The organism is Cytobacillus firmus, from assembly GCF_023715565.1.
GTDB classification, from domain to species: Bacteria; Bacillota; Bacilli; order Bacillales; family Cytobacillaceae; genus Cytobacillus; species Cytobacillus firmus_C.
The window spans coordinates 1-26,369 of the sequence record NZ_JAMBOJ010000072.1; the positions used below are offsets into that span (position 1 = coordinate 1).

Consider the following 26,369-nt stretch of genomic DNA (forward strand, 5'->3'; position numbering starts at 1 on the left):
GATTTAGGTTAAACTGTAATTGAGTCATAATTAATTCCTCCAACTTGTTTTTCGTAGCTGATAACATTGTTGACCAAAGGAATTAATTTGACTCATTTTCTTTTTACACAATTATATGGGCTTGACCTGAATACCACAGTTTTGTGGCAGAACCTGGGACTACTTCTGACTCAAACAGCTGATCACCCCGGTCCTGTGGCAGAACCTGGGACTACTTCTGACTCAAACAGCTGATCACCACAGTTTTGTGGCAGAACCTGGGACTACTTCTGACTCAAACAGTTGAATACCACAGTTTTGTGTCAGAACCTGGGACAACCTCTGACTCAAACAGCTGAAAACCACAGTTCTGTGGCAGCACCCCAAGCAGCTTCAAACAAAAAACACAGAAAAAAGGCGATCCCCCACCCTGAGAATCGCCTCACCTATTTATTCCTGCTTCCTATTCCGAATCTCCTTTTCTACCTTCCGCAGCGCCTTTTTCGATCCTCTCTCCAGATCATGCTGCAGCTTCCGTTCATGGTAACTGGTAAATAAGGTATTCCTGTCATACCCTTCCGGATACAGCTCGCTTGCTTTAATATCCAATTCAATCCGCTTGCTGTTGACTTCCACTAATTCATTTTTATAAAACAGCTTAATGTTATTGAATTTATCAATTGGTTCATACACAATGGCGTAATCATCCTCGCTGATCACTTTCACCCGATCACCAATATCATATTGATACACATCTTCAGTCTGGTTCACTTCAATCACTGGCTTCTTTATTTTGTTCTCTCTTACTGCTTCTAAATTATATTCCTTATTTTCAATATACAATTGCGCGCGCTTTAGGACATGTTCACGGATATTCATTTTTCTGGAAATCCAAAGTGCATTGCTCTCTCCAGATTCACCTATTAAAAGCTTATACATCGGTCTCAATTCCGCACTATCGAATAGCATGGCAGCGTTCATAAAATCACCATGCATTTCAGAATACCGTTTAATCTCACCGTAATGAGTAGTGGCAACCGTGATGCACCCCATGTGATAAAACTCTTCAAGAATCGCAATGGCCAATGCAGCCCCTTCATTCGGCTCTGTTCCGCTCCCAATCTCATCGAATAAAAGCAGCGTATTATTAGTGGAAGCACTCATGATTTCGGAAATGTTCTTCATATGAGAAGAAAACGTACTCAAGGCATTCTCAATGCTCTGATTATCGCCAATATCTACAAAGATATTGTCAAAAATGGCGATTTCACTTCCAGGCTTCGCCTTTATATGAAATCCGGACATGACAGCCAGAGTGAGGATTCCGATTGTCTTTAAGACCACGGTTTTCCCGCCCGCATTTGGGCCTGTTATGACTAAGCTTCTGTAGTCCTTCCCGATTTCAAAATCCAGCGGGACAACGCTTCCTTCCAATAAAGGATGCTTGCTGTTTACTAATTTGATAAACCCATGATTATTAATCGCCGGTTCAATACCGTCCGTACTTTTGCTGTACTTCGCTTTCGCAAAAATCATGTCGTACTGGCTGATGCATTCAATATTGATGTTGATCTCATGAATGGATTCAAGAATAGCTCCCGAAAGTGTAGCCAGTATTTGATATTCCTCTACCGACTCCTCCGATTTCAGCATGGACAATTCCACATTAAGCTTTGAAACGGCATCAGGTTCCATAAAAACAGTCGACCCTTTTGAAGATGTTTCAACCACTGTTCCTGCAACCTGATTTTTAAAGGATGCTTTGATCGGAATCGTAAAACGGTCATCCTTTTTGCTTATATAAAATTCTTGAATATATTCCTTATTAGCACTGCTGCGCAAGAATTTATTCAAGCGTTCTTCAATTTTCTCTTCGGTTTTGGCAATTTGATTTCTGATCCGCTTCAACTCTTTGCTGGCACCCGAATCAACCATGTTTCCTTTGATTGCATATAAGATTTCTTCTTCAATATTTCTGAATTCCGTCATAGATAATGCATACGTGTAGAGTACAGGCGCAAAAAATTCTTTATCTGCCATAAACTTTTTGATTTTCCGGCAGCCTCTTAGAAAATCGGATACAGCGTTTAACTCTGAAGGAGTTAATATGATCCCTTTTTCCACTTTTTCAATAATGCCTGTGATATTGGAAATGCCGGTTAATGGCAGATGCTTTTCAGCGTCTAGCAGCCTTCTCGCCTCGCTTGTTTCGTTTAAGCGATTGCGTACGGCTTTTATACTTGAGCTCGGCTCCAGTTTATCAATCAGCTTTTTCCCTAAACTGCTGACGCAATGATGTTTCACTTTATTTTTCAATTCGTGGTATTGTAATTTATCAAAGGTCATTCCATTCAATCTCTCCGCCTCATTCCAAATAAAATAGCCCGCAAAAGCCTTCCCCGCCCCAATGTAAATTGGGCAGAAAGCTTCCGCGGGCGTTCTACTTTTCGAACAGGCATAAACAAACTAAACCCTAAAATAGGCATAGTGTCTAAAGCTACACGAATATATAGAAATGAAAGCAGTCTGATAGCAGGTATTCAAACATAACATGCTTGAAAAAAGGCATTCTTAATAAACTGGCGAAAACCAGAAAATTAGCACCTTATTCAACTAAACAATTAGTTGACACCTGCAATCGACATACTTCACCACACCTTTTAATAATATGAAATTAATGTAGCACGGAACTGCCGGTCCAGTCAATCGTCATTCTGAAAACTTAAATTAATAATAAAAGTAGTTATCAAAGAAGAGTTTCAACGGAAACAGAATCTAAATAATTGATGCTTGCTTTTTTCTATAACCCTCTGCTGCCGATAATCTTCTTTAAAGCCTGCATTCTCTCAGGATCAACGGCATTCTCATAGCAGGATTCCACACGTACACCTGAACCAAAATGAACTTCAGTGACAGGCACCTCATCCAAAAATGATTTTATATTATCAACTGACAGACCTGCCCCAGCCATAATTTTCAAATGGCTATCTGCCGTAAGATCATGGAGACGCTTTAATCTTTCTGTAGAATCTGCAGCACTACTCTCTCCACCAGATGTAAGGATTCTCGAAATCTGCGGATACTCCTTAATCACTTCAAGAGCCGCAAATTGGTCTTCAGTCTCATCAAATGCCCGGTGGAAGGTAATATCCAGTCCGTCAGCAGCTTGAACTAACCGATTCAAATGTTCGTTATGTACTCTATGGTCAGATGTGAGAACGCCAAATACTGCACCTGCTGCACCAAGCTTCTTGCAGACTTCAATATCCTGAATCATGATTTCTATGTCCTCTTCCAAATAGCAAAACCCGCGGCTGTGCGGGCGGATCATCACATTAACCGGAATCCTTAGTTCTTTGCACACTCTCTCAATAACTCCATAACTCGGGGTAAGGCCGCCTTCTTCCAGCCCGGTTACCAGTTCAATTCTGCTTACCCCAGCCACTTCGGCAATTCGCGCATCATTAAGTGTGTCTGCGATCACTTCAATTATCATTTTTCGCATTACTCCCTCTTACAAATACTTAACTGAACTTTTCTATTAGTAGATTAAAGAATACAATAGCAAATATCAATGTTAACAGGATCATTGGAACGAGCGATAAAATTTTCGTGTATTTTTTTGCACTTTCCGAAATCCTGGGCTCCTTCTTATACATCCCCCGCCTTTACTGTTTTACGATTCAGTATTCATAAGGTTCCATGTTTCCAATTTGTTTAATTCACTGAAATTCGGAAACATTAATTACATATAACAAATTAGGGAGGGTTTATTTTATGACCGAAAATACCCCGAAGGACGTAAACCGTATTCAGGAGGAAGCTCAAAAACAGGACCGCGAAGCAAAGAAAGCCCAGGAAGTTGTGGATGATGCCATTTCCAAAATGACTCCGCAGCGCCAATACGAAAAAGAAAAGGAACAGAATAAACGTTAAGAAAAACCGTAATCCTGCCCGTCAAGCAGGATTACGGTTTTTAATTGCCCCGGACTCTTTTTTGTTCCGCTTTCTGCACATAATGCATCGGTAAATAAGTGATGAAAAAGACAACTAACGCAGCTGCTTCAAGCGTTACATAATACCAGACACCGTTCCCGAAAAAGGAGAGCAGGGTTTTGGTTTCTGTCGGGCTCGCCAAGTAGAAGAAATTAGTTCCCAGCAGCAGATTTATAAAGAAGACTGGCACCGCAATTACGTTCAGTGTTAAAAAGCCGGTCAGCACCGCTTTTTTCGGCACCCTGTATCCTTCAAACAAAATAAAATAGAGTACGGCTAATGGAATGGCTGAATGATGAAGAAAGTATTTGATGTAGCGGTAGTGAGGAAATTGGTAAACCATATCAGGTGTCACCATGCTTAAAATGGGAGGAATTGTACCAATAAAATACAGCAGCCAAAAAGCCTTTTTATTTGGCCTTAAAAATAGGAAAAGTGCAATGAACGTGCTTAAGGAACATAGCTGGAGCGGAAGACTTGACACATCCCACTGATTTGTCAGGACCAGCCATACATGATACGTCACTTCACAGGCAAGCAACGTAAAAAACAGCGTCCATTTAATGATTTTCTGATAAGCCCTGAGCATCTGCCTGTAATACACCAGCCACCAGGCCGTAAAAAAGAAAAGAAACAACGTAACCAGATGCATTAGTGAAAATATTTCAAAACCCTGCATTCCCGTTACCGAAAACAAGATGTCATCACCCCTCAATATTCATTGAAGTGCTGTTTGATTCATTGTATTCACGGTTGGGAAAATTAACACGGTTCATATGCGGAAAAATTGAATGGATGACCACGGCAGAAAGGGCTTAAAACAAAAAAAGCAGAGAAAATTCATATCTGAATTCCTCTGCTATTTTCAATTTTACCCATGCAGTTCTTCAAAAGCTTGATACACATTGGCTCTTACCTGAATGTCATTCAGATTAATGCCGAGCGTGACGATCGTCTGTGCCACTTCCGGGCGGATTCCTGTAATGATGGTTTTAACGCCGACAAGCGATAAGGCTTCAATCACTTTAAACAGCTGATCTGCCACCATCGTATCGACAATCATTACACCGGAAAGGTCTAAAATTAAATGTGACAGTTTCAGGTGTGCAGATTGCTTTAGTGTTTCTTCCATTAACAACCGTGCTCTCCCAGTATCAATATTCCCAATTAGCGGCAGAATGCCTACCCCTTTCGAGAGTGGAACAACCGGAACAGATAGCTCAAGGAAAGCCTGCTTTGCAGTCTCCAGAGTTACTTGATGAAATTTGACATAAAACATGCTGAAACAATGAATGGAATGATCAAGTAAGGGGTCTATCACATAGACTACCTTTATAATCTCAGAAGCTGTCATTTTATGCTCCATCATTGTTTCTTCAAGTTCATTCCAGATATATTTACGGTAATAACCCGCATCCTTTAAAGCTTCATCCAAAGGGATGCCAAGCTTGAAGAAATACTCACTTGTCCTCTTGCACCATTTCTCCATACTTTCTAAAGATTGATCTTTGTCCTCATGATTCAGCAATGCTAAACCGAATAATTCAATAAACTCAGCACGTAGCTGAACAATGTCCGCTTCCAGTTTCTCAGCCTGTGACCTTTCTGTTTCAGTCATCCCGACGTCGCTCATACGATCCTTATGCAGTTTTTTCGCTATTGTGTCCTTCTCATTTAATATCTTTTCCCCTAAAAGAAGCATTTGATTATTCATGTTCTCCCCCTATAGCAACTGGATATCACTTTAAATATGAGAACGTTTCACCCTATACCCCAACATACTTCAATACCCGTTCTTTTATTGAATAAACATTTAAATGTAATAATAAATTTTCTGTCCTTTATTTGTCTTTTGGATCAAAATAAAGAGTGCCGTCCTGCTGGACTTGAGCAAAAAACACATCTTCAACAGAGCGGATATCCGCTTTTTTCAATTCCCTTTCAAGCCAGTTCCTATTTAAATTCAGTTTCGTCAGATTTTCTGAATTGACTTTTCCATCAGCAATGACTTCTGTCGGTAAAGGAAACAGAGGCGTTTTTTGACTGTCGATATTTAGATCCTTTTTTGTTACAGATTGTTGGCTTACCGTTTTTAACACAGACAGATCTCCATTTGTCTCGAGGATGGCATAATCGACATCCTTAAAAGAAAAGATATCCTTTTGCCGTAATAGCGCCTGAAGCTCATCCAGATCCACCCTCGCTGTTTTAAGAGCGGATTCCATGATTCTGCCTGCTTTTATTACAACCAGGGGATCTCCTGTTGTGACTGACCTTCCCTGTTTTGATTTAAGGTCGAGCAAATCCATTGCAATGGTGAAAAGCGTCCAAAAAACCAGCGCGATGACTCCATCCTTGATTCGGGTGCTTTCGTTCACAGCAAGGTTCCCGGCGATAGACCCGACACCAATGGCTGAGGCCCAGTTAAAAAAGGTCATTTGTCCGATTTCCTTGCGCCCCATCAGCCTCGCCAGCAGAAATAATACTAAAAATGAAATGGTTACACGGAGGATGGTTTCCTGAATCGGCATACTTAACACACACACCTTTCAAAATTTCAAAGGAGGCTTATAACCTCCCTGAAGCTCCAAAATCTTTGGTCAACATTTTTATCACTTCTTCAGCCGTCACAATGGGGCTGTTTTTATCCTTGTCTCTCCTCATGTTAATATGATTATATTTTCTATATAAACCACTTCTTTCATGCACAAGCTAATTGTAAACAGAAGTTGAGGTTCAGTTTATTTTCATTTTATAAAATAACAATTGAAATTATTTTTAGGAGGCATTTATGTGAAAAAACTGCTGCATGGGGTAACAGATTGGGTATCCACCAAGAGAGGAATGTGGATTACGATTATCGGCTGGCTAGTGCTAATGATCGGCTTAAGCGCAGGTCCGATGCTGGGGGATTATAAAACAAATAATTTCCAGTCACTTCCTGACGAGGCGAAATCCATTATCGCCCAGAATAAAACAGAAGAATATTTTCCAAATAAACAAGGAACACCAGGAATTCTCGTCTTTCATAATGAAAATGGCGAGGTCCAAATCGATGAAGTTCAAAAAATATTGCAAGGAATTATGAATGAGGATATCGATGGAATCAAAACAATTATTGATATCAGCAAGCTTCCGCCACAGGCCATCGAGTCTTTCCTTTCTGAGGACAAGTCCACTCTGATTGTGCCAATGGAGCTTGAACAGGGACTTGGAAATGATCAGTACGCAGATATTAATGATCATGCGTCTGAAGTCGGCAATAAGATTGCAAAGGATCTAGAAAGCACAGCTTTCTATATTACGGGTCCTGCAGGTATTGCCGGAGACACAGTTAAGCTGTTTGAACAGGCTGACTTTGTTCTCCTGATTGCCACTGTTGGCATCATTCTTGTACTGTTAATAGCGATTTATCGTTCACCATTGCTGGCCTTCATTCCACTTCTGGCAACGGTAATCGTCTACCAGGTCGTGAATCAGAGTGTTGCACTACTGGGTGCCGGCGGACTTGAGATCAATAATCAGACAACCTCAATCATGAGCATTTTGCTGTTTGCTGCCGTCATTGATTATTCATTATTTGTTTTCTCCCGTTACCGCGAGGAACTGAATCATTTCGAAAACAAATATGAAGCTATGAAACATGCAATGCGGGCAACCGGCGAGCCTGTATTCTTCGCGGGCGGAACGGTGCTGGCTGCCATGCTGATTCTGTTTTTCGCTGATTTCCGTGATTATCAGAACTTTGCCCCGATTTTTGGAACGGCCATGTTTTTTATCATGCTGGCTTCTGTTACACTGGTTCCAGCATTATTTACTCTATTCGGCCGCAAGGCGTTCTGGCCTAAAGTTCCTAAATTTGGTGCGGAAACAGAAGTTAAACATAGTGTCTGGGGACCAATTGCCAGATTCGTTGTAAATAAGCCTGGCGTCTCTGGAGGAATTGTCGGCATTTTCATGCTGATCACAGCGTTTAATATTTTCAACCTTGATTATGAATTTGATACCGTCAAAAAATTCCCTGAGGATCTTCCTTCACGGGTTGGTTATGAAATTGTGGAAGCAAGATATGACAAAGGGGAACTGGCTCCTTCAACACTTCTTATTGTCAGTGATAAGCAATTAGATGAAAGTGATGCAGGTGTAATCAGTGAAAAGCTCCAGGAATATGATGAAATTGCCTCTGTCCGCCTGTCTGACCTGTCAGAAGACGGCAAGGCAGCTAAAATGAATGTGGCACTATCCATCAATCCATATTCGAATGAAGCAATAGACTTTATGAGAACCTTGCGTGACGACACACCTGAGTTATTAGATGAAATCGGCGTGGATGCTGAAGCGTACTATAGCGGGGTAACTCCGAAAATAGTGGACGAACAGGATATCAACAGCGGAGATATCAAGAAAATTGTCCTGCTTGAAACAATCCTGATCCTTGCGCTGTTATTTGCGCTTACAAAATCCATCCGGATGCCGATCTACATGATGGCAACGATTCTGCTCTCATTCGTTTCGGCTTTAGGGCTAGGGATTTTCCTTGTAGATGTATTATTCGGCTTTGATGCGATTAGTTCGCGTGTTCCTGTTTATTCCTTTATTTTCCTTGTAGCCTTGGGGATTGACTACAACATCATCCTGGTTTCACGTTTTATGGAGGAAAGAAAGAAACATCGTGTGAAGGATGCCCTTGAAATTTCCATCCGCAATACCGGCGGTGTCATTTCTTCGGCCGGCCTTATTCTGGCTGCTACCTTTGCCGCTCTGATGACTATGCCTATCGCTGATTTATTCGTATTTGGCTTCATCGTTGCCATGGGAATATTAATCGATACCTTCCTTGTGAGAGGTATGCTGCTACCGGCATTAATCTTATTTTTCGAAAAAGATGATAAGGAAACTTCCCGGCAAAACATTTCGGAATAGAGAGGGTTCCTCCCTATTCCCCAAGAGGAGGGCCTTAAATGAAGATACTTGTCGTTGATGATGATGTGCATATCCAAAAACTTGTCACGATTCATTTAAATCGTGAGGGCTATCAAGTGCTGCGTGCAGACAATGCTCAAGAAGCTTTAAGACTATTGGAAGAACAAACAGCTGATTTAGCCGTTGTCGATGTCATGATGCCTGGTATGGACGGATTCGAACTCACCAGGCTTCTGACAGACGACTTCGGAATTCCTGTTATTCTTCTGACAGCAAAGGGGCAGCTGAGTGATAAGGAGCAGGGGTTCCTATCGGGATCTGAAGATTATATCGTGAAGCCATTTGAAGTGAAGGAGCTTCTTTTCCGGGTAGCCGTCGTGCTCCGGAGAGCCGGTCGGGCTATGGAAACAATCGTTAAGGCAGGTAATCTGACCATAGACAGAAAAAGTTTTGAAGTGGAAATCAATCAGGAGACCATCCTTTTTCCACTAAAGGAATTTGAGCTCCTTAGTCTGCTGTCTGCCCGTAAAAATAAAATCACCCAGCGAGCAGCTTTAATCGAACAGGCGTGGGGTGCTGATTATGAAGGCAGTGAACAGACCTTAAATACTCACATCAACCGCGTCCGAGACCGGCTGAAAAAATACGGGGCGACTGTTGAAATTCAGACAATCCGCGGTATCGGATATAAGCTTGAGGAAATAGAATGAAGACGCTCTACCGAAAATTCATCGTTGCTACACTTGTGATATTAGCTATAAGCATCCTTCTTTCTTTCCTTTTAACAAACTGGGTCTACATGGCTTCAACAAAAGGGAAAATTGACAGACAAAATGTGGTGATCGCAGAGGAAATCGCGAATGAACTTGAACATTTGCATTCCTCCGACTCCACATATAGAACATACTTACATTCAATGAGTAAGCTCGGCTATCAGCTTTATATCGTAAATGAATCAGGTGATGGAGAATTCTTCGGACAGCCGTTCAACAGGAACGAACTGCCTGAGGAAGCCGATAAAGTGCTTACCGATCAAAAGGTTTATCACGGGATGGACAGCTTTGCGGGAAAATTCCTGATGATGGGCCATTTTTCTAACGATCTTAAAAATACAGTCGGCGTCCCTTTTACGATGGATAATCAGAATTACGGGCTTTTCCTTCGTCCGGATAATAATTTGATTTTCTCAGATATTCATATGATTTTCGCATGGTTCTTTGTCGCCATTGCTGTTGTCAGCATTACCGGAGTGATTTGGTTCGCCAAGCATCTGATCAAACCTATCACGAAGCTGACAGAAGCAACCAAGGAAATTTCGCGTGAGAATTTCAACTTTCCATTAAATATTGAGCGAAAAGATGAAATCGGACAGCTCGCGGAAAGTTTCAGCCGAATGCAGGTACAGCTGCAGCACAATGATGAAGCCCGCAAGTCATTCATCAACAATGTGTCCCATGACTTCCAGTCCCCTCTTATGAATATTCAAGGGTATGCGGAGCTTCTGCAGACACAGCATCTTTCCGATGAAGAACATTTCGAATATGTGCAGATTATCGATCAGGAATCGAAGCGGCTTTCCAATCTTACCAAACAGCTTCTGCTGCTAACTTCCCTTGATCAGAAATCCTATCCAATGAAGCTTTCAGAAGTGAAATTGGATGAACAAATCAAGGAAACCATCCGAAGGCATCAATGGCGGCTGGAGGAAAAAGAAATTGAGGTGTCCTACAAGCTCTCTCCGGTCATTTTTAAAGGGGATCCTGAGCTTTTGGTGAATATTTGGGACAACCTGCTGACAAATGCGATAAAATACAACTCACATGGCGGCAGTATTTTGATCAGCCTATCAGAGTCACATTCTGAAATTAAGATTGTATTTAAAGACACTGGAATCGGAATATCCGCGGAGAAAATCAACCAGATTTTCGACCGCTTTTACAGGGTGGACTCGGCAAGAAAGAAAGATGGTACTGGACTCGGGCTTTCGATTGTGAAACAGATAATCGAGCTGCATAATGGGGATATCAGGGCAGACAGCCAGGCTGGCAAAGGCACATCCTTTACCATTACATTTTTCAGAGAGAAACAACAGGAGGAATAAGCGTTATGGAACAAAAATGGAGTATCAGGTTAATTAGATTTGCAGCCCTTTTCGGCATTTTCGGAACCTACCTGGGATCACATATGTCCGGACAGATGGATTATTCATTAAGACCCATTCATGCCCACATTCTGCTGGTCGGATGGCTTTCCGTATTCGCTTGGGGAATCTTTTATAAAGTATACCGGGTAAAATATAAAAAACTAGTTCCCATTCATAGTATTCTTGGAATGGCAGGTGCATTAGGCTTAACAAGCGGCATGTGGTTGTATACATTAAATCCCTTCGATTTAGGAGATACCTTTGTTATGGTCTTCTTTATTGTTGGCGGAACCTTGCTATTGCTTGCTTTTGCATTGTTTGTGGTCATTACCTTTTTGACAGAGAAAACAGCAGAACGTTAATAAAAAAGCAATGCAGTTCTTAATACTGCATTGCTTTTTTCTATTCACTCGAGAACCCTCAAAACATTTTAGAAAGTACGGTATCATACGCTTCAAGTGTACGGTCTACTTCCTTTTCGCCATGGACAGTAGCCATACTGTATCTGTTTAATGGCTTTGTATAGATTCCTTTTGCAAGCAAACCAAAGTCCAGTTCCTTCCTCATGGAAAAATTAGCCTGCTGCAAATCTCTATAGTTCCTTACTTGTTCTTTTTCCGTTATGACAACGTTAAATATGGAGCCCAGACCAATTGTTTGCATCGGAATTCCCCGCTGTTCAAAAAGACCATTTATCCCCTCTTTTAATCTGTCAGTCATTTTAAAAACATGTTCAATCTCTTTTTCTAAAACGTTAATAGTAGCAAGGCCAGCTGCCAGAATCGTAGGATGCCCATTGTATGTTCCGCTGTGAAAAAGTACATCTTTGGCACTGGATTTTTTACTGTGACTGCTGTCAAAAACATCTGATGAAGCGGAAGGAGCGCTTGTCATCATGATCTCTTCTTTCCCCCCTACGATCCCCACAGGAAAACCACCGCCAACCACTTTTCCCAATGCGGTAAGATCTGGTTGAATGCTATAGTGTCCTTGAGCTCCACTGAGTCCCACACGAAAACCTGTTTTTACTTCGTCAAAAATTAACAGGATGCCCAGATCTTCCGTCAGCTTTCTTAAACCCTTCATAAATGAAGATTCTGCAGGGATGAAGCCGCCCTGTATAGGCTCAAGGATAACGGCTGCAATTTCATCCTTATTCTTCGTTAAGATTTCAGAGGTATGTTCGAGATCGTTAAAAGGAAGTACTATGGTCTGTTTCTCATGATATGGATCAATCCCTTTAGATTCAATCACTGATTTTGGTGCATGAGCCTGCCCTGCTTCTTCAAGGGAAGGATTTAAACTTAAAAGAACCTGATCATAACCTCCGTGGTAATGACCCTCGAATTTAGCAATTTTAGTTTTACCCGTATAAGCATATGCCAATCGCAAAGCCAGAAGAGTAGCTTCTGTTCCGGAGTTGGTATAACGGATTCTTTCCATACTTGGATAAAGCTCTTTTATTTTCTCTCCCATAGCAAGTTCAAGACGATGCGGAGTTCCAAATAACATAGTTCCGTCTCCCTCAAGCTGTTCCTGTATGGCTTGAATGATTTTTGGATGTCCATGCCCAAGCATTAAAGCACCATAGGAAAGCAGATAATCAACATACTCATTTCCATCAAGATCATATAAATAAGCTCCCTTCCCCTTTTCCATAATAATTGGATAAGGATCAAAGGATTTGATATTAGCGGTTACTCCGCCTGGCATGACTTCTTTAGCTTTTGAGAAAAAATCTCTGGATTTTGATGTCTTGTTCTCAAACTCAATTAGGGAATGGCTTGCCATTAATGTCATTACAATTCCTCCTGAAATTAGAAATATTTTATTCAAAATCATTAAATATTGAAATATTTATTTCATAATAGGCGAGAATGAATGATTTTGGAACCCCTTTTGAACAAAAAATTTCAAAAAAATATGGAACATGAAACTTTTGTTGCATTTGTTTGATAATAGGACTATCCTTTTTATAAAGAAAAATTTAAAAGAGGTCATTATGAGTGATAAAAATGTCTATCAATTAATTGCTGATAAAATGTCAAGCATGAGCAAGTCGCAGGAAAAACTGGCTTCCTTTATCCTTCAAAACACGAACACGGTTCCTTTTTATACGGTTGCCACTCTGGCCAAACAAGCAGGAGTAAGCGAGGCTTCAGTGGTACGTTTTGCTGTCTTTTTAGGATATTCCGGCTATCGTGAACTGCAGAACCAGATGCAGAACTCTGTCCAGATGCAGTTAACGACAAAGGACAGGTTAAAAATGTCTTCACAGGTTTATGATGATTCAAACCAGGCCATCTATGATATTTTTGAAGATGATATAGCCAATATTAAATCGACAATGGAAAATTTAGATTCAAAGGCGTTTGTTGATGCGGGAAACCACCTGCTTAACGGAAAGAACATCTATATATCTGCGAACCGGAGTGCAGCATCTCTAGGGGTATTTCTGCAATATTACTTGGATATTATTTTAGGAAATGCTCATTTACTGGGTCCCGTTGAAAATAAACCTGAACAGTTATATAGTTTGAATGCGGATGATGTAGTAGTTGGCATTAGCTTCTCGCGTTATTCAACAAGTACTGTCAATATTATGGATTTTGCGAAAGAAAGGGGTGCAACAACCATTGTCATTACCGACAATCTACTTTCACCGCTCGTTCCTCATGGAGATACCGTGCTAACGGCTTCAAGTCAATTGCCAACTTTTTTTGATTCTTTTGTTGCTCCCCTAAGCCTTATTAATACACTCATTGCGTTTGTTGGAAAAAATAGAATGAATGAATCTGAGGATCGCCTTGAAAAATTGGAGGATATTTGGGATCGTTTCGGCACGTTTTACTCAAACCAAAGGAAATAATAGGCCTAGTCCATGCTTATCATGTATGTGTCATTCTTTTTCGCAGAATCAGGAAAAGGGATGGCATTTTTTTATGGGCAATAATACACTCGCGTCTCTTCACTCAGGAATTACATTGTCATTTAAAGGGGAAGAGAAAGAGGATGACTCTTAACGTTATGAAACGCTATACTTCTTTTTCAAAAGTAAGCTGTTAACTCAATAGACAAAGAAAAAGACCCCCTTGGGTCCTTTTCTAACAGCATCTTCCCGTATTCCCGATCATCGAGATCCCGCTTCCGTTACCGCTCCGCTCTAAAACAAGATTCTCAGTGTTTGGTTCAATAATCGGGTCAATTGCAACTTTGATTTCATTGATCCGGCTCATCCAGAGCCAGTCCTATTCTAGGCTGTCCTCAGCCATAGCCCTCAAAAAAGATGCGGACGCTGCTGGCATTTGGTTCTTCGAGCATTTTTTTTAATTCATCACGCGCATTGTCAGTAATTTTCCAATTTGGTCCCCCCTTTAAATGTTTACTTACCTGTTTCGCCAAATGTTTTAATGCGGACGCCGATTTCATCCCGTACACGCTGAAAGAAAGCCCATTTTTGTTCTTCTGTTCCTTCTGCTTTAGCAGGGTCATCAAATCCCCAGTGCTCTCGCTTTACATTAGGGGGTGTCATCGGGCATTTATCTGCTGCGTCTCCACAAAGCGTTACAACTATATCTGCATTATAGAGAATTTCCGTATCAATAATATCAGAAGTCTGATTTGAGATGTCAATCCCAGCTTCCTTCATTGCTTTTACAGCGTTCGGATTCAAGCCATGTGCTTCAATCCCTGCACTTAAAACATTCCAGTCTTCACCTAAATGCTGTTTCGCCCATCCTTCTGCCATCTGGCTGCGGCATGAGTTGCCTGTGCATAGGAAGTAGATCGTTTTTTTAGTCACGTTGGATTGCTCCCTTCTTAAATAATCATTAGCCAAATGTACAATCCGGTTAATGTGATGAACAGTGTTGGAATCGTTAAGATGATCCCCGTTTTAAAGTACGTTCCCCATGAGATTTTTACTCCCTTCAGGGACAATACATGAAGCCACAGCAACGTTGCCAGTGACCCAATCGGCGTAATTTTCGGACCCAGGTCCGATCCAATCACGTTCGCATAAATAAGGGCTTCACGGATGATTCCGCTTGTATCGGTTTCAGCAATGGCCAAAGCGTCAATCATAACGGTTGGCAAATTGTTCATGACAGAAGAAAGGATTGCCGCAATGAATCCCATTCCAATCGTTGCTGCAAATAATCCCTGGTCAGCTGTCATTTGAATGACATCAGCCAGTACATTTGTAAGACCCGCGTTTCGAAGTCCGTAAACCACTACATACATGCCTATCGAAAAGAAAACGATAGCCCATGGTGCACCTTTGATGACAGTGCGTGTATTCACGGCAGGGCTTTTTCGCGCCATGTTCAGAAAGAACACTGTTACAATGCCTGCGATGAATGAAACTGGGACACCAATCCATTCACTGGTAAAATAGCCTACTAATAAGATACCTAACACAAGCCATGACAATCGGAACATTTTGCTGTCTTTAACTGCTTCTGCTGGTTTTTTCAAATGAGATAAATCATAATTCTTTGGGATGCTTTTTCTAAAGAATAAGAATAAAACCAGTATGCTGGCACCCAGTGAAAAGAAGTTTGGAATAATCATGCGGGACGCATATTCCACAAAGCCGATGCCAAAATAGTCAGCGGAGACGATATTGACCAGGTTGCTGACAACCAATGGCAGTGACGTGGTATCCGCAATAAATCCGCTTGCCATAATAAACGGAAAAACCAATTTTTCTTCAAACTGAAGATTTCTCATCATCGCAAGGACAATAGGCGTTAGAATGAGTGCCGCACCATCATTCGCAAAAAATGCGGCGACAACCGCTCCCAAAATGGAAACGTAAATGAACATCTTCACTCCGCTGCCCTTTGCTGCTCTTGCCATATGTAAAGCGGCCCATTCGAAAAACCCGATTTCATCTAATATAAGCGATATAATGATGATGGCAATAAAAGTTAATGTGGCATTCCAGACGATAGCTGTAACATCTGCAACATCATTGAAATCCACCACACCGGCAATTAAGGCGAGGATGGCGCCGCCGCATGCGGACCAGCCGATGGACAAACCTTTTGGCTGCCATATGACTAATATGAGGGTGACCAGGAAAATCACCGATGCTAAAATTATTTGAGTCAATATGTTTCCCCCTCTTACTCACAGGAAATTCGCAGTCCCTGCTCTTCCAATTCTGTTAATAAATAATCCTGGCTTGGAAGATGATCAAGCACATTCTGAACCAAAGGGTAATAGTCACTTTCCTGATTCAATGAATAAATAATCCACTGACCTCTTCTATTTTCCCTTACCACACCGGCATCTTTTAGTTTCCGGAGATGCTGGCTAATGGCAGGCTGGCTCATTTTGAAAATCTCCACAAATTCACATACACAGCAATCATGGTTGTTTAATAGTTTTACCATTGTTAGCCGTGTTTTGTCGCCCAGTAATTTTAAAATGGATGCTGCTTTACCGATTTCGACTGTGGATTCTATCACGATCTCATCACCTCCGCTTTGCCCGTATATTAATATATAACGATTTACTTATATACGTAAATGGTTTTTTGTGAAACTACGTCATCTATTTTTGGTGATCTGCTGTTTTTTCATCGTCATACCACACAAAAAACGGCTAAAAACTTTAACCGCAAACATAATATTATATTTATAGAAGTTTTTCCAAAGCCATCACGTCCACAAATTCTCCGTCTAGCACACCTTGTTTTTGAAATATACCTACTTCACTATACCCCATTTTTTTGTATAATCCCTGCCCCAGTCCATTAAATGGAAAAGTAAACAATACCAGCTTATGAAAGTTGTTTTCTCTTGCAACCTTTTCGAGGGCAGATAGCAGCTTCCCGCCTGCCCCCTTGCCCCTGTATTCCCTGGAGATATAGACTGAGATATCTGCCACTCCATCATAAGCACAGCGGTTACTGTATGGATTTAGGGAAGCCCACCCTATCACGCGGTCCCTTTTTCTGCAGCAAGCACACAATATCGCCCTCGATGCTGATCAAACCATTTTGTCATATAGGAAGGATCTTTTGTCTCTGTTTCCAATGTAGCTATGCGATCTTCTATTCCCTGATTATAAATCTTCATAATCTCTTTCAAATCTGTCTTCTTCCTAAACGAACAATAATTTCACTGATCATTGAATTCCTCCTCTAATAAGATTCATGGATCTCTTTTTTTATAAATGTGGTTAATCTCTTTGCTAAAACAGTCCAAATCACGGCTAAGATAAGCAGTATTATCGAACTGCCCCAATATAAACTTGTAAAACCAGCCTCTAATTGAATTAAGATGTAACTAATTGCCGGTCCTAAAGCTGCCCCCACATCTTGAGAGATGGAGTATATCGTGAGGAAAGTTACCACGTTTACAGTTTTTGCTGTGTCCAGTGCAATCGTGTCTAAAATGGTTGTTAAAATAGTAGCTCCGGCCATCACTAAAAGAGTAACAGCTATCCACAGCCCTAATGGAAGTCTAATGGATACGATTCCAAAGACTAATGCTGATGAAATCAAAGAAGCAATAAAAATCGGCAGCCTCCCCTGTGCCCGATCAGACCAGCTCCCCACTGTTTTTCCCAGAAAAGGCTCCCATGCCCATCTTACCGCCTGGATGATGCCTGATAAAAAAGTAACACTGACAGCCACATTCCATATTGATATACTCTCTCCGTAAAAATGTTCGATCAAGGAGCTCATTGTGGATGTCACTATTCCCTGATATAACATGGAAATGAAAAAGCCTGAAACAATAATCGCTGCTTTATATGCGTTCCTGGCAATGAAAGGCTTCTCTTCAGCCCTTTTATCAATCCTCCCTGGTGTCTCCTCAGCATGACTAATTTTAGAACTCAGCATTAGAGGAAGCCCCAAAAGGGACAATAACCCAAATGCAAGTGATACGGCGCTCAAGCCTATAATTGGAATGAGCAAGCCCCCAACCAACATGCCAACCAGACTTCCTGTTCGGTAGAGCCCGTTATATAATCCCATAGAGCTTCCACGCTTATTGTTTTCAGAATAAACAGCAACAACCGACAATCCTCCAATCCGAAAAAACGACCAGGCAATCCCCCATAAAGAGCGTAGAATCACCCAGGCCGCAAACCCTTTGAATATTCCATAGCCTATCGTTGTGAACCCGCCTAACAGAACAGCAATAATCAAGCCAGCCTTCAATGAAATATGTTTGTATATCCAGCCTGCAAATGGATTAAAAGGCAATCGTATGAAGCGGTTTATTGATAGGAGCACACCTACTTGCCAAAGAGAGTCCAGGCCGGCACTTTCCCAATAAATAGGCAAGGCAATATACAGCATGGAATCACCTAAAAGGCTTAAAGCTGTGGCAATGGCGACTATTATTATTGGTTTTCCAGATAAATAATTTTTAAAAGCCGCCATCTGTCAGTCTCTCCTTTAATTCGAATGGTTCAGTAATTCCCGATAAGCAAAAAAAAATTGTGTAAATGTCTCCCGCCCCATTTCATTTTCCGCAATCGAAACAGCTTTCAAATGTTTTATCTTTCGCATCCTCAACAAAACACCCAAAAGCACTTAAGATTAATTTCATATAAGATTTAAAATATTTTTTGAGGGCTCCGGCATGATTTTGTCATTATTATCACCTATTCAATTACATTTTAAGGAGCAGCTTAGGAGCAGATTATCAATTTCAACAGGATGACGCAGACACTTAAATGAACTTTTTATATTAACCCTGCATACACCCGTTTCCGGCAAATCCAGCTTCACTTTTTCTGCATCATCGGAATCACCGCCCAAATAAGCAGCCACAGACCTAACCTGCTCATAGCCTGTCGCCATCAAGAAGGTTAGAGCACGGCTTTTGGAACCCACAATATAAAGGTTCTTCCCAGGCTGTCATAATTCCTTTTCTCCATGGGAACGAACCGTTCCGCAGCTATGAAAATTTGGCTCCATTCTGCTCTGAATGTGCAACAAAGGAAATATTTTCCTGGTTTGCGTTTTTAATTTTATCGGTGTTCTTTCTGCCAACTGATAAAACGTTCGTGTTAAGGCGAATGAAAGGCTCTATTTCAGGTAAGCTGGACAGCGGCTTTAAATAGTGTTCAACAAGTTCCTCCCCAGACGGAATAGCTTCCAATTGCGGCTGTTCCCAACCATTGGCGCTTAATAACCTGGCAGCAGCTTTATCAATATTGGAACTCCATGGTGAGAATAATCGAATATGTCCCCAGCTATTGATATTTATTGGCTCCAGCTTGCTTCCCTGCCTCGAACAGAATAAATGATTGTCGCCTGCTTGCCAGGTGGGCAGCAGCTGCTAGTCCCACTGGGCCGGCGCCAATATGAATTGGCTGACTAAAATAATCAAAGTATTACAGTCTCCGAATTGAGGTAAGTAAATATGATTCACTTACCTTCTCTAAATTCATCCCGGCACCCAGAAATTATTTTACCAATCCTCCCAAAAGCTATGTACTTTTCATTTGAAAGCACTTATACTATTCAGAATATTATCTTTTCGTAAAACGAAGGATGTTCGTAATACCATTAGGGAGTGTTTTGAGTTGAGAGCTACAGCAAAAGTGGATTCTAAAAACCTTTTACTAATAGCTGGCATTATCTTTGTGGCTTTTAATTTACGTCCAGCGATTACATCCGTAGGGCCATTGATTGGGGCGATACGGGATGAGACGGGAATTTCCAATGGTGCAGCTGGTCTTTTGACCACCTTGCCGCTTGTTGCCTTCGCCCTGCTCTCCCCTTTTGTCCCGAGGATCGCCCAAAAGCTTGGCAGTGAATGGAGTATTCTTTTGGGATTAACGATTTTAGGAGCCGGCATTGCGGCCCGATCTGCAGGAATGCTTCCTCCGCTGTACATAGGAACTATTTTAATAGGATTAGGGGTAGGTCTTTGCAATGTTCTTCTTCCGGGGATGGTCAAGGAAAAGTTTCCACAGAAGGTTGGGCTCCTGACAGGAATTTATACATTTTCAATGGGAATTTGTGCCGGATTAGCGCCAGGTTTTAGTGTACCACTTGCTGAGGGTCTTGGGGTGGGCTGGAGGCTCTCGCTTGGAGCATGGGCCGTCCTGATCTTAATTGCCATCATTGTCTGGCTACCTCAGCTAAGAATGGTGAAGAAAAAAACGGAAGTATCTGCGGTTTCTGCACCAAAGTCTTCCATGTGGACCTCTCCCATCGCCTGGCAGGTCACACTGTTTATGGGATTGCAATCAATGGTCTATTTCAGCGCTACTACCTGGCTTCCTGAAATTCTTCATAGCCAGGGTCGGGAAATCGCTGAAGCTGGATGGATGGTAACGGTTCTCCAGTTTTCAGGATTACCTGTTAATTTTATTATTCCGGTTCTTGCCGACCGGCTTCCCACCCAAAAAGGGATTGCTCTTGGAATCGGCATTTTCACTTTTGCCGGCCTAACAGGTCTGCTTTTAAATGTTAATGCCATCATCACTAACATCAGCATCGTTCTAATCGGAATTGGACTGGGTGCTGCGATCAGCCATTCCTTAACCCTGATCGGCCTTCGTGCTGAAAATGCGCAACAGGCTGCCAGTCTTTCAGGAATGGCGCAATCCGTCGGCTACCTTCTTGCCGCAGTTGGACCGATTCTCATCGGCTCACTATATGACCTTTTTCACTCATGGACCATTCCGCTGGCCTTGCTTTTGGTCATAACTGCAATCTTTACGATTTCCGGGATTGGGGCGGGGCGTGATCGATTTGTTTTACAGGAAAAAGACCATAAAAAAACTGCGTCAACCATTGCTTAATACTAGTTACAATTCGTTAAGAGACTGGACCGTGTGTTTTACTGCTTTCTGTATCCGAAGTGGACACGGGTTCTGACTATAGCACACTACTTTTCGTCCAACTGCTGCTTGCTCGGCCATATCCGCTTATAACTATTTTGATAGGGTGTTGCCTCCTGTTGAAAATACTTTTATTGCTATACCAGGCGTCTGAAAGATGGTGCAAGGCCACTTCCAGCCCTTCCTCCGACATCTGGCCAAACCCAGCAGGATGTGCAAGCCTTAATCCTGTCCAATTACTTCAGCAAAAAGAGGCTTATTCCATGAACTTTTGTATCATTAAAAAATCCAATAAGTCTTATTAAACAATCGGTGAAGCGGTTCTCCGTTCCTATGATACGGTTAAGATATCATAGGAACGAAAGGGGATCTCGCTATGGAAGCACAAAAAATTCAAGAATTTGTAATAGAAGACCCTAAACAAAAACAAAAGGCTATCGGGTTTGCGAAAGGATTATCACTGACCCTTTTCCTTGCGGTTCTGGCTGGACAAATTGCCCATCTTCCCTTTTTCTCCATTCTCGGAATCATGATCCTCTCCATTCTGCTGGGAGGCATCTGGGGAAATACGCTATCAGTACCTGTGGACGCTCATACAGGCATACAATTCTCAAGCAAGGTATTGCTTCGTGCAGGGATTATTTTATTGGGCTTTAGGCTGAATTTGCAGGAAATTATATCAGCAGGCTTTTCCATCATGATTATAGATTCAGTGGTCATCATTTTTACAATGAGTTTCATCCTGTTTTTGGGCAAAGCCTTCAGAATCAATAAGAAATTGTCAGCTTTACTTGCTGCAGGCACTGCTATTTGCGGAGCGGCAGCCATAATTGCGATTGCGCCAATTGTCAAAAGCAAGGAAGAGCAAACCGCTGTGGCAGTATCCTGCATAGCCGTTTTAGGAACCATTGGGGCAATTTTGTATATTGTTTTATTTCCCTTGCTTCCGATCAGTGAGCAAGAATATGGTGTTCTTGCCGGGGCAACGCTGCACGAACTTGCCCATGTTGTGGCAGCTGGGGTTCCGGGCGGAGATGTCAGCAGTGACTCTGCCATTCTTGTAAAACTGGGTAGAGTGCTGCTGCTGATACCAGTTGCCCTTCTCATAAGCTTTGTTTACAACAGAAAAAACAGAAGTGAAAGCCCCAATATAGGGAAGCTGCCAATTCCATGGTTTATTTTCGGATTTCTCCTTACCAGCCTGATCAATACTATTTTCTCCATACCCGGCAGCATCATCAGTATCTTTCTGTTACTGAGCACCTATCTCCTCGCAATGGGTATGGCAGGTTTGGGACTTAATATTAAATGGAAAGATTTTGTGAAAGTTGGTTTTAAACCTGTTGCTGTTGCTATTGCAGGCTTCCTGGGTCTTCTTGCCATAACCCCGCTGATACTCTTACTATATAAAATTTTTTAAATGACCCCTAATCGATTACAATAGATAGAAGGAAGTTACATGTTTGAAGGAGGATATCCATGAACCTCGACTATCTGAAAGTATTTTATGTCACCGCAAATAATAAAAGTTTTTCCCAGACTGCCAAAGATCTTCACCTCTCTCAATCAAGTGTCAGCCTTCAAATCAAACAACTCGAAGAACAGTGGGACTGTCAGCTCTTTGAACGGACAACAAAAAAAATCTCACTGACACCCGCAGGGGAAATCCTCTATCATAAAGTCAAAAAGCTGATAGCTTTAATGAATGAAACTGAAAATGAACTGGAAGAATTAAAGGGAAGTGTACATGGGGACTTAAAGGTCGGAGCCAGCTTAACAATCGGGGAGCATGTACTCCCCTTCTTATTAGCCGATTTTTCGAGTCTCTATCCTAAAATCAACCTACATTTAAATGTATATAATTCCAGGCATATCGTTGAGAAACTATTAAATCATGAAATTAACTTAGGGTTCATTGAATCCATGCTCTCCTATCCAACCTTAAAACAAGTTCCTTTTGCCAAAGATGAGCTGATTATCATAGCCTCCCCTGATAATAAATTCATTAAGACGGACAATATAACCATCGAGGAGCTCCTGTCAGTTCCTATTATTATCCGTGAAAAAGGATCTGGAACACGGCAAGTAATGGAGGATTCCTTTAGAAGATGCCATGTAGATGCATCCAAATTGAATGTCATTATGGAATTGAAGCACACCGAAGCTATAAAAACATGTGTCGAAGCTGGATTAGGAATTTCCATCATCTCAAAGTCCGCTGTAAAAAAAGAACTTCGGCTTGGAACTTTAAAACAATTACATATAGACGGAATTTCAATGCAGCGGGACTTTTACATGATCTTTCATGAGGAAGCCCTGAAACATACCAGCAGAAAGCTGATGGAATTTATAACATCCAGACAACATTGAGGGACTAAATAAGGAAAAGCGAAAATACCTATAAAAGCTCAGAGCCGCGGACTCTGAGCTTTTATGTATTAAGCGTCAATTTTAATATTGACCTGGCTATTAGTTTTATCTTCCATTCCATTTGTATCTGTACTGCCTAAAAATATAATAATCCAGTGTACTTTTAGGTGTTTGACTGTATTCTTTCCTTCATTCTGCTTGGCTATTTGCAGGTTAGACTGAACTTTTTGCAAGTTTGCTCATCTCTTTGCGGGTTGGACTGAACTTTTTGTAGATTTGCTCTTCTATTTGCAGGTTGGACTGAACTTTTTGCAGGTTTGTTCATCTCTTTACGGGTTGGACTGAATTTGCTGCTTTGCTCATCTATTTGCAGGATGGACTGAACTTTTTGCAGATTTGCTCTTCTATTTGCAGGTTGGGCTGAACTTTTTGCTGCTTTGCTCATCTATTTGCAGGTTGGACTGAACTTTTTGCAGTTTTGCTCTTCTATTTGCAAGTTGGACTGAACTTTTTGCTGCTTTGCTCTTCTATTTGCAAGTTGGACTGAACTATTTGCAGGTTTGTTCATCTATTTGCAGGTTGGACTGAGCTATTTGCAAGTTTGCTCTTCTATTTGCAGGTTGGACTGAGCTATTTGCAAGTTTGCTCTTCTATTTGCAAGTTAGACTTGTCTTTTTCCAAGTTTGCTCATCTATTTGCAGGTTGGACTGAACTTTTTGCAGATTTGCTCTTCTATTTGCAAGTTGGACTGAACTTTTTGCTGCTTTGCTCTTCTATTTGCAGGTTGGACTGAACTTTTTGCAGATTTGCTCTTCTATTTACAAGTTAGACTTGTCTTTTTCCAAGTTTGCTCTTCTATTTGCAGGTTGGACTGAGCTATTTGCAAGTTTGCTCATCTATTTGCAAGTTAGACTTGTCTTTTTCCAAGTTTGCTCTTCTATTTGCAGGTTGGACTGAACTTTTTGCAGGTTTGCTCTTCTATTTGCAAGTTGGACTGAACTTTTTGCAGCTTTGCTCATCTATTTGCAAGTTGGACTGAACTTTTTGCTACTTTGCTCTTCTATTTGCAAGTTGGACTGAACTATTTGCAGATTTGCTCTTCTATTTGCAAGTTGGACTTAACTATTTGCAGATTTAAACACATAATCAAAAAAATAGAGGTTCACTTTACAGCCTCTATTTTAGTCCTATTCTATTTTTCACATCATCTCTAATGAGTTCGATCATCTCTTCAGACAAATTCGCGGGCAGCGACGAGCCGTCAGTAAATTCCCAGGCGTTAATTACCTCAAGATCTGCTTTTTTAAATGTGATGCTATAAGTATTTTGTTCATGGCGAAATTCTGCCGTCACATATTCTTCCCCATCAAATTCATCATCTACAATCATGCCGGTTATTTCGTATGGATTCACTTTGCTATCCCCTTCAGCTTTTTATAGCTTAGGATGCACCTGGCCCGACAAATTATCCGAAAATGGTTAAGTCTTCATTAAAATGGTATCTATGGTTTTATAAGCTACCAAAAATGTGGCAAGGGAGTATGCCGCTTCGGTGATTCCGAATAAAAAAACCGAACTGCCAAATAGGAGGGTATTCATGATCAGAATGCATTGCCCGATGGTGAAAGGCAAGCGCTCGCTGAATAATATTGCCAAAACTTCTGTACCGTCCAGGCAGGCTCCGAACCGGATAATGAGCCCCACTCCCGTTCCGAGCAAAAGCCCTCCCAAAATAATGATAAGCAAGGGATGGTTAGTCACTTCCTCAAAAGGAGCCAATATGTATGTTTCCCCTGCCAATACAGAACTGGCAAACAGGCTTAACATCAGAAATCTTCCCCCTAAAAAGAAAAAGCCTGCCGCTAAAAACGGGAGATTTAACAGCAGGATCAATGCACCTACATCTACATGAAAAACATGTGAAAGGAGGATGCTCAATCCGACAATACCGCCGTCAATGACATAATTTTTCACAAGGAATAATTGCAGGGATACAGCCACAAGTGTTGCCCCTAGTATGATAATCAGTCCATTTTTAAATGCGGAAAAAGTGCCGTTTCGACTCTGGCCTAAATAGTACGGAACTCTGTTTCTATACACCTTTCATCTCCTTTCGTTCAGTCTGGCTTATGTATTGAAATATATTCCGTCGAATCGATAAAATGCGGACGCTTGCTTTTAATTTTTTTATAGTTTCCCAGAAAAAAAAGATAGAATTCCTACATATCAAAGTGTAAAATAAATTCAGCCATCAGAAAAATAGTTAAAAAACACAATTAGAAATACGTCAAGCAGCGCAAAAATATATTGAATTTTCAGAAAACTAAATAAAAGAGGTTGATGTATATGGCAATGGATGCATCTATTAAAGAACAAACGATTTTTGATCATGCTGGAAATAAAATTTTTACTCAAGATCGGGACATTCAAATAATCGCTAAATTCACAGAACCATTAATTGTAGTACTGGGAAATGTTTTGAGCGATGAAGAATGTGACCAGCTGATTCAGCAGTCAAAAGATCGCATGCAGCGTTCAAAAGTTGCCAACTCCCTTGAAGCGGAAGAACTCAGAACAAGCAGCAGTACATTTTTCGAGGAAGGGGAAAATGAACTCGTCGCCAGAATCGAGAAAAGAGTATCCCAAATCATGAACATTCCTGTTGAGCATGGTGAGGGGCTGCAGATTCTTAATTATAAAATTGGCCAGGAATATAAAGCACACTTTGACTTTTTCTCTTCGGCCAGCAGAGCAGCAAGCAATCCGCGAATCAGCACGCTTGTAATGTACCTGAATGATGTGGAACAGGGTGGGGAAACGTATTTCCCAAAGCTTAACCTTTCCGTTTCACCACAAAAAGGCATGGCCGTGTACTTCGAATATTTTTACGATGACCAAAACTTAAACGATTTAACTCTTCATGGCGGTGCACCTGTTGTCATTGGCGACAAATGGGCTGCCACACAGTGGATGAGAAGAAAGAAACTATAAAAAAAGCGCTTGGGGAACTTCTTGAACTATACCCCAGATACTGGACACTTATAAAAAAGTGCCCCTTTCTGGGGTTTTTTGTGTTTCAATAGATTTAATCAATAGGACGGAGGATTTTTCATGAGTAAGAATATTTATAATGAATTCC

24 protein-coding genes and 2 pseudogenes are annotated in these 26,369 nt (G+C 41.3%); 10 read left to right on the plus strand and 16 right to left on the minus strand.

The window, feature by feature from the left end:
- Nucleotides 1-429 precede the first annotated feature (429 nt).
- Nucleotides 430-2,334, minus strand: coding sequence for an endonuclease MutS2 (locus tag M3205_RS21745; protein WP_463674820.1), 1,905 nt, complete (start codon nucleotides 2,332-2,334; stop codon nucleotides 430-432).
- A gap of 445 nt (nucleotides 2,335-2,779) precedes the next feature.
- Entirely contained in the window at nucleotides 2,780-3,484 is a 705-nt protein-coding gene (locus M3205_RS21750) for a copper homeostasis protein CutC (RefSeq protein WP_251171798.1), read from the minus strand.
- Nucleotides 3,485-3,756: 272 nt separating this feature from the next.
- Between M3205_RS21750 and M3205_RS21755 the strand changes: the two genes are divergently transcribed.
- Nucleotides 3,757-3,915 carry a hypothetical protein gene (locus tag M3205_RS21755; RefSeq protein WP_251171799.1) on the plus strand — a complete coding sequence of 53 codons (159 nt, stop codon included), beginning with the start codon at nucleotides 3,757-3,759 and terminating at the stop codon, nucleotides 3,913-3,915.
- 40 nt (nucleotides 3,916-3,955) lie between these two features.
- On the opposite strand, the gene M3205_RS21760 is transcribed toward M3205_RS21755, so the two are convergent.
- The 3 genes from M3205_RS21760 to M3205_RS21770 form a co-directional block, all read right to left on the minus strand.
- Nucleotides 3,956-4,654 carry a YwaF family protein gene (locus M3205_RS21760; protein ID WP_285886827.1) on the minus strand — a complete coding sequence of 233 codons (699 nt, stop codon included), beginning with the start codon at nucleotides 4,652-4,654 and terminating at the stop codon, nucleotides 3,956-3,958.
- Between the two features lie 192 nt (nucleotides 4,655-4,846).
- Nucleotides 4,847-5,689 carry an STAS domain-containing protein gene (locus M3205_RS21765; RefSeq protein WP_251171801.1) on the minus strand — a complete coding sequence of 281 codons (843 nt, stop codon included), beginning with the start codon at nucleotides 5,687-5,689 and terminating at the stop codon, nucleotides 4,847-4,849.
- A gap of 127 nt (nucleotides 5,690-5,816) precedes the next feature.
- A complete protein-coding gene (locus tag M3205_RS21770; RefSeq protein WP_251171802.1) occupies nucleotides 5,817-6,506 on the minus strand; it encodes a YetF domain-containing protein in 690 nt (229 codons plus the stop codon).
- A gap of 262 nt (nucleotides 6,507-6,768) precedes the next feature.
- Here M3205_RS21770 and M3205_RS21775 point away from each other — a divergent pair, with 262 nt between their 5' ends.
- From M3205_RS21775 to M3205_RS21790, 4 genes are read left to right on the plus strand one after another with little or no spacing between them, the layout of a single operon-like run.
- A complete protein-coding gene (locus M3205_RS21775) occupies nucleotides 6,769-8,898 on the plus strand; it encodes an MMPL family transporter (protein ID WP_251171803.1) in 2,130 nt (709 codons plus the stop codon).
- A gap of 38 nt (nucleotides 8,899-8,936) precedes the next feature.
- Nucleotides 8,937-9,608 carry a response regulator transcription factor gene (locus M3205_RS21780; protein WP_251171804.1) on the plus strand — a complete coding sequence of 224 codons (672 nt, stop codon included), beginning with the start codon at nucleotides 8,937-8,939 and terminating at the stop codon, nucleotides 9,606-9,608.
- Complete coding sequence (locus M3205_RS21785; protein ID WP_251171805.1) at nucleotides 9,605-10,999, plus strand: sensor histidine kinase; 1,395 nt, start codon at nucleotides 9,605-9,607, stop codon at nucleotides 10,997-10,999. Before M3205_RS21780 ends, M3205_RS21785 begins: the two co-directional genes overlap by 4 nt.
- 5 nt (nucleotides 11,000-11,004) lie before the next feature.
- The gene (locus M3205_RS21790) at nucleotides 11,005-11,403 is read left to right on the plus strand and encodes a hypothetical protein (RefSeq protein WP_251171806.1); all 399 of its coding nucleotides are present in this window, start codon (nucleotides 11,005-11,007) and stop codon (nucleotides 11,401-11,403) included.
- Between the two features lie 58 nt (nucleotides 11,404-11,461).
- Here the strand turns inward: M3205_RS21790 and M3205_RS21795 are convergent, their stop codons facing one another.
- Complete coding sequence (locus tag M3205_RS21795) at nucleotides 11,462-12,841, minus strand: aspartate aminotransferase family protein (RefSeq protein ID WP_396106226.1); 1,380 nt, start codon at nucleotides 12,839-12,841, stop codon at nucleotides 11,462-11,464.
- 202 nt (nucleotides 12,842-13,043) lie between these two features.
- Here M3205_RS21795 and M3205_RS21800 point away from each other — a divergent pair, with 202 nt between their 5' ends.
- A complete protein-coding gene (locus M3205_RS21800; protein WP_251171807.1) occupies nucleotides 13,044-13,910 on the plus strand; it encodes a MurR/RpiR family transcriptional regulator in 867 nt (288 codons plus the stop codon).
- Between the two features lie 235 nt (nucleotides 13,911-14,145).
- Here M3205_RS21800 and M3205_RS25700 read toward each other — a convergent pair whose 3' ends face one another.
- From M3205_RS25700 to M3205_RS21830, 7 genes and pseudogenes are all read right to left on the minus strand, one after another.
- Nucleotides 14,146-14,277 carry a hypothetical protein gene (locus M3205_RS25700; RefSeq protein ID WP_285886823.1) on the minus strand — a complete coding sequence of 44 codons (132 nt, stop codon included), beginning with the start codon at nucleotides 14,275-14,277 and terminating at the stop codon, nucleotides 14,146-14,148.
- Between the two features lie 146 nt (nucleotides 14,278-14,423).
- The gene (gene arsC, locus M3205_RS21805; RefSeq protein ID WP_251171808.1) at nucleotides 14,424-14,843 is read right to left on the minus strand and encodes an arsenate reductase (thioredoxin); all 420 of its coding nucleotides are present in this window, start codon (nucleotides 14,841-14,843) and stop codon (nucleotides 14,424-14,426) included.
- Nucleotides 14,844-14,860: 17 nt separating this feature from the next.
- Nucleotides 14,861-16,156, minus strand: a complete 1,296-nt coding sequence (locus M3205_RS21810; RefSeq protein ID WP_285886824.1) for an arsenic transporter — start codon at nucleotides 16,154-16,156, stop codon at nucleotides 14,861-14,863.
- Nucleotides 16,157-16,170: 14 nt separating this feature from the next.
- Nucleotides 16,171-16,515 carry an ArsR/SmtB family transcription factor gene (locus M3205_RS21815; protein WP_251171809.1) on the minus strand — a complete coding sequence of 115 codons (345 nt, stop codon included), beginning with the start codon at nucleotides 16,513-16,515 and terminating at the stop codon, nucleotides 16,171-16,173.
- 169 nt (nucleotides 16,516-16,684) lie between these two features.
- Nucleotides 16,685-17,127: pseudogene (locus M3205_RS21820) on the minus strand (arsinothricin resistance N-acetyltransferase ArsN1 family A).
- 65 nt (nucleotides 17,128-17,192) lie between these two features.
- On the minus strand, nucleotides 17,193-18,443 hold the full coding sequence (locus M3205_RS21825; protein WP_251171810.1) for an MFS transporter: 1,251 nt from the start codon (nucleotides 18,441-18,443) through the stop codon (nucleotides 17,193-17,195).
- Nucleotides 18,444-18,671: 228 nt separating this feature from the next.
- Nucleotides 18,672-19,378, minus strand: a pseudogene (locus M3205_RS21830) (NAD(P)-binding protein).
- A gap of 216 nt (nucleotides 19,379-19,594) precedes the next feature.
- On the opposite strand from M3205_RS21830, the gene M3205_RS21835 reads away from it, so the two are divergent.
- From M3205_RS21835 to M3205_RS21845, 3 genes are all read left to right on the plus strand, one after another.
- Nucleotides 19,595-20,821, plus strand: a complete 1,227-nt coding sequence (locus M3205_RS21835; RefSeq protein WP_251171811.1) for a CynX/NimT family MFS transporter — start codon at nucleotides 19,595-19,597, stop codon at nucleotides 20,819-20,821.
- A gap of 415 nt (nucleotides 20,822-21,236) precedes the next feature.
- A complete protein-coding gene (locus M3205_RS21840; protein ID WP_251171812.1) occupies nucleotides 21,237-22,280 on the plus strand; it encodes a YeiH family protein in 1,044 nt (347 codons plus the stop codon).
- A 59-nt stretch (nucleotides 22,281-22,339) separates the two neighbouring features.
- On the plus strand, nucleotides 22,340-23,230 hold the full coding sequence (locus M3205_RS21845; protein WP_251171813.1) for a selenium metabolism-associated LysR family transcriptional regulator: 891 nt from the start codon (nucleotides 22,340-22,342) through the stop codon (nucleotides 23,228-23,230).
- Nucleotides 23,231-23,298: 68 nt separating this feature from the next.
- Here the strand turns inward: M3205_RS21845 and M3205_RS21850 are convergent, their stop codons facing one another.
- The 3 genes from M3205_RS21850 to M3205_RS21860 form a co-directional block, all read right to left on the minus strand.
- Complete coding sequence (locus tag M3205_RS21850; RefSeq protein WP_251171814.1) at nucleotides 23,299-23,463, minus strand: hypothetical protein; 165 nt, start codon at nucleotides 23,461-23,463, stop codon at nucleotides 23,299-23,301.
- Nucleotides 23,464-24,406: 943 nt separating this feature from the next.
- Nucleotides 24,407-24,643, minus strand: a complete 237-nt coding sequence (locus tag M3205_RS21855) for a hypothetical protein (protein ID WP_251171815.1) — start codon at nucleotides 24,641-24,643, stop codon at nucleotides 24,407-24,409.
- 66 nt (nucleotides 24,644-24,709) lie between these two features.
- Nucleotides 24,710-25,330, minus strand: coding sequence for a YitT family protein (locus M3205_RS21860; protein WP_251171816.1), 621 nt, complete (start codon nucleotides 25,328-25,330; stop codon nucleotides 24,710-24,712).
- A 246-nt stretch (nucleotides 25,331-25,576) separates the two neighbouring features.
- Between M3205_RS21860 and M3205_RS21865 the strand changes: the two genes are divergently transcribed.
- Nucleotides 25,577-26,221, plus strand: coding sequence for a 2OG-Fe(II) oxygenase (locus tag M3205_RS21865; RefSeq protein ID WP_251171817.1), 645 nt, complete (start codon nucleotides 25,577-25,579; stop codon nucleotides 26,219-26,221).
- Nucleotides 26,222-26,369 lie beyond the last annotated feature (148 nt).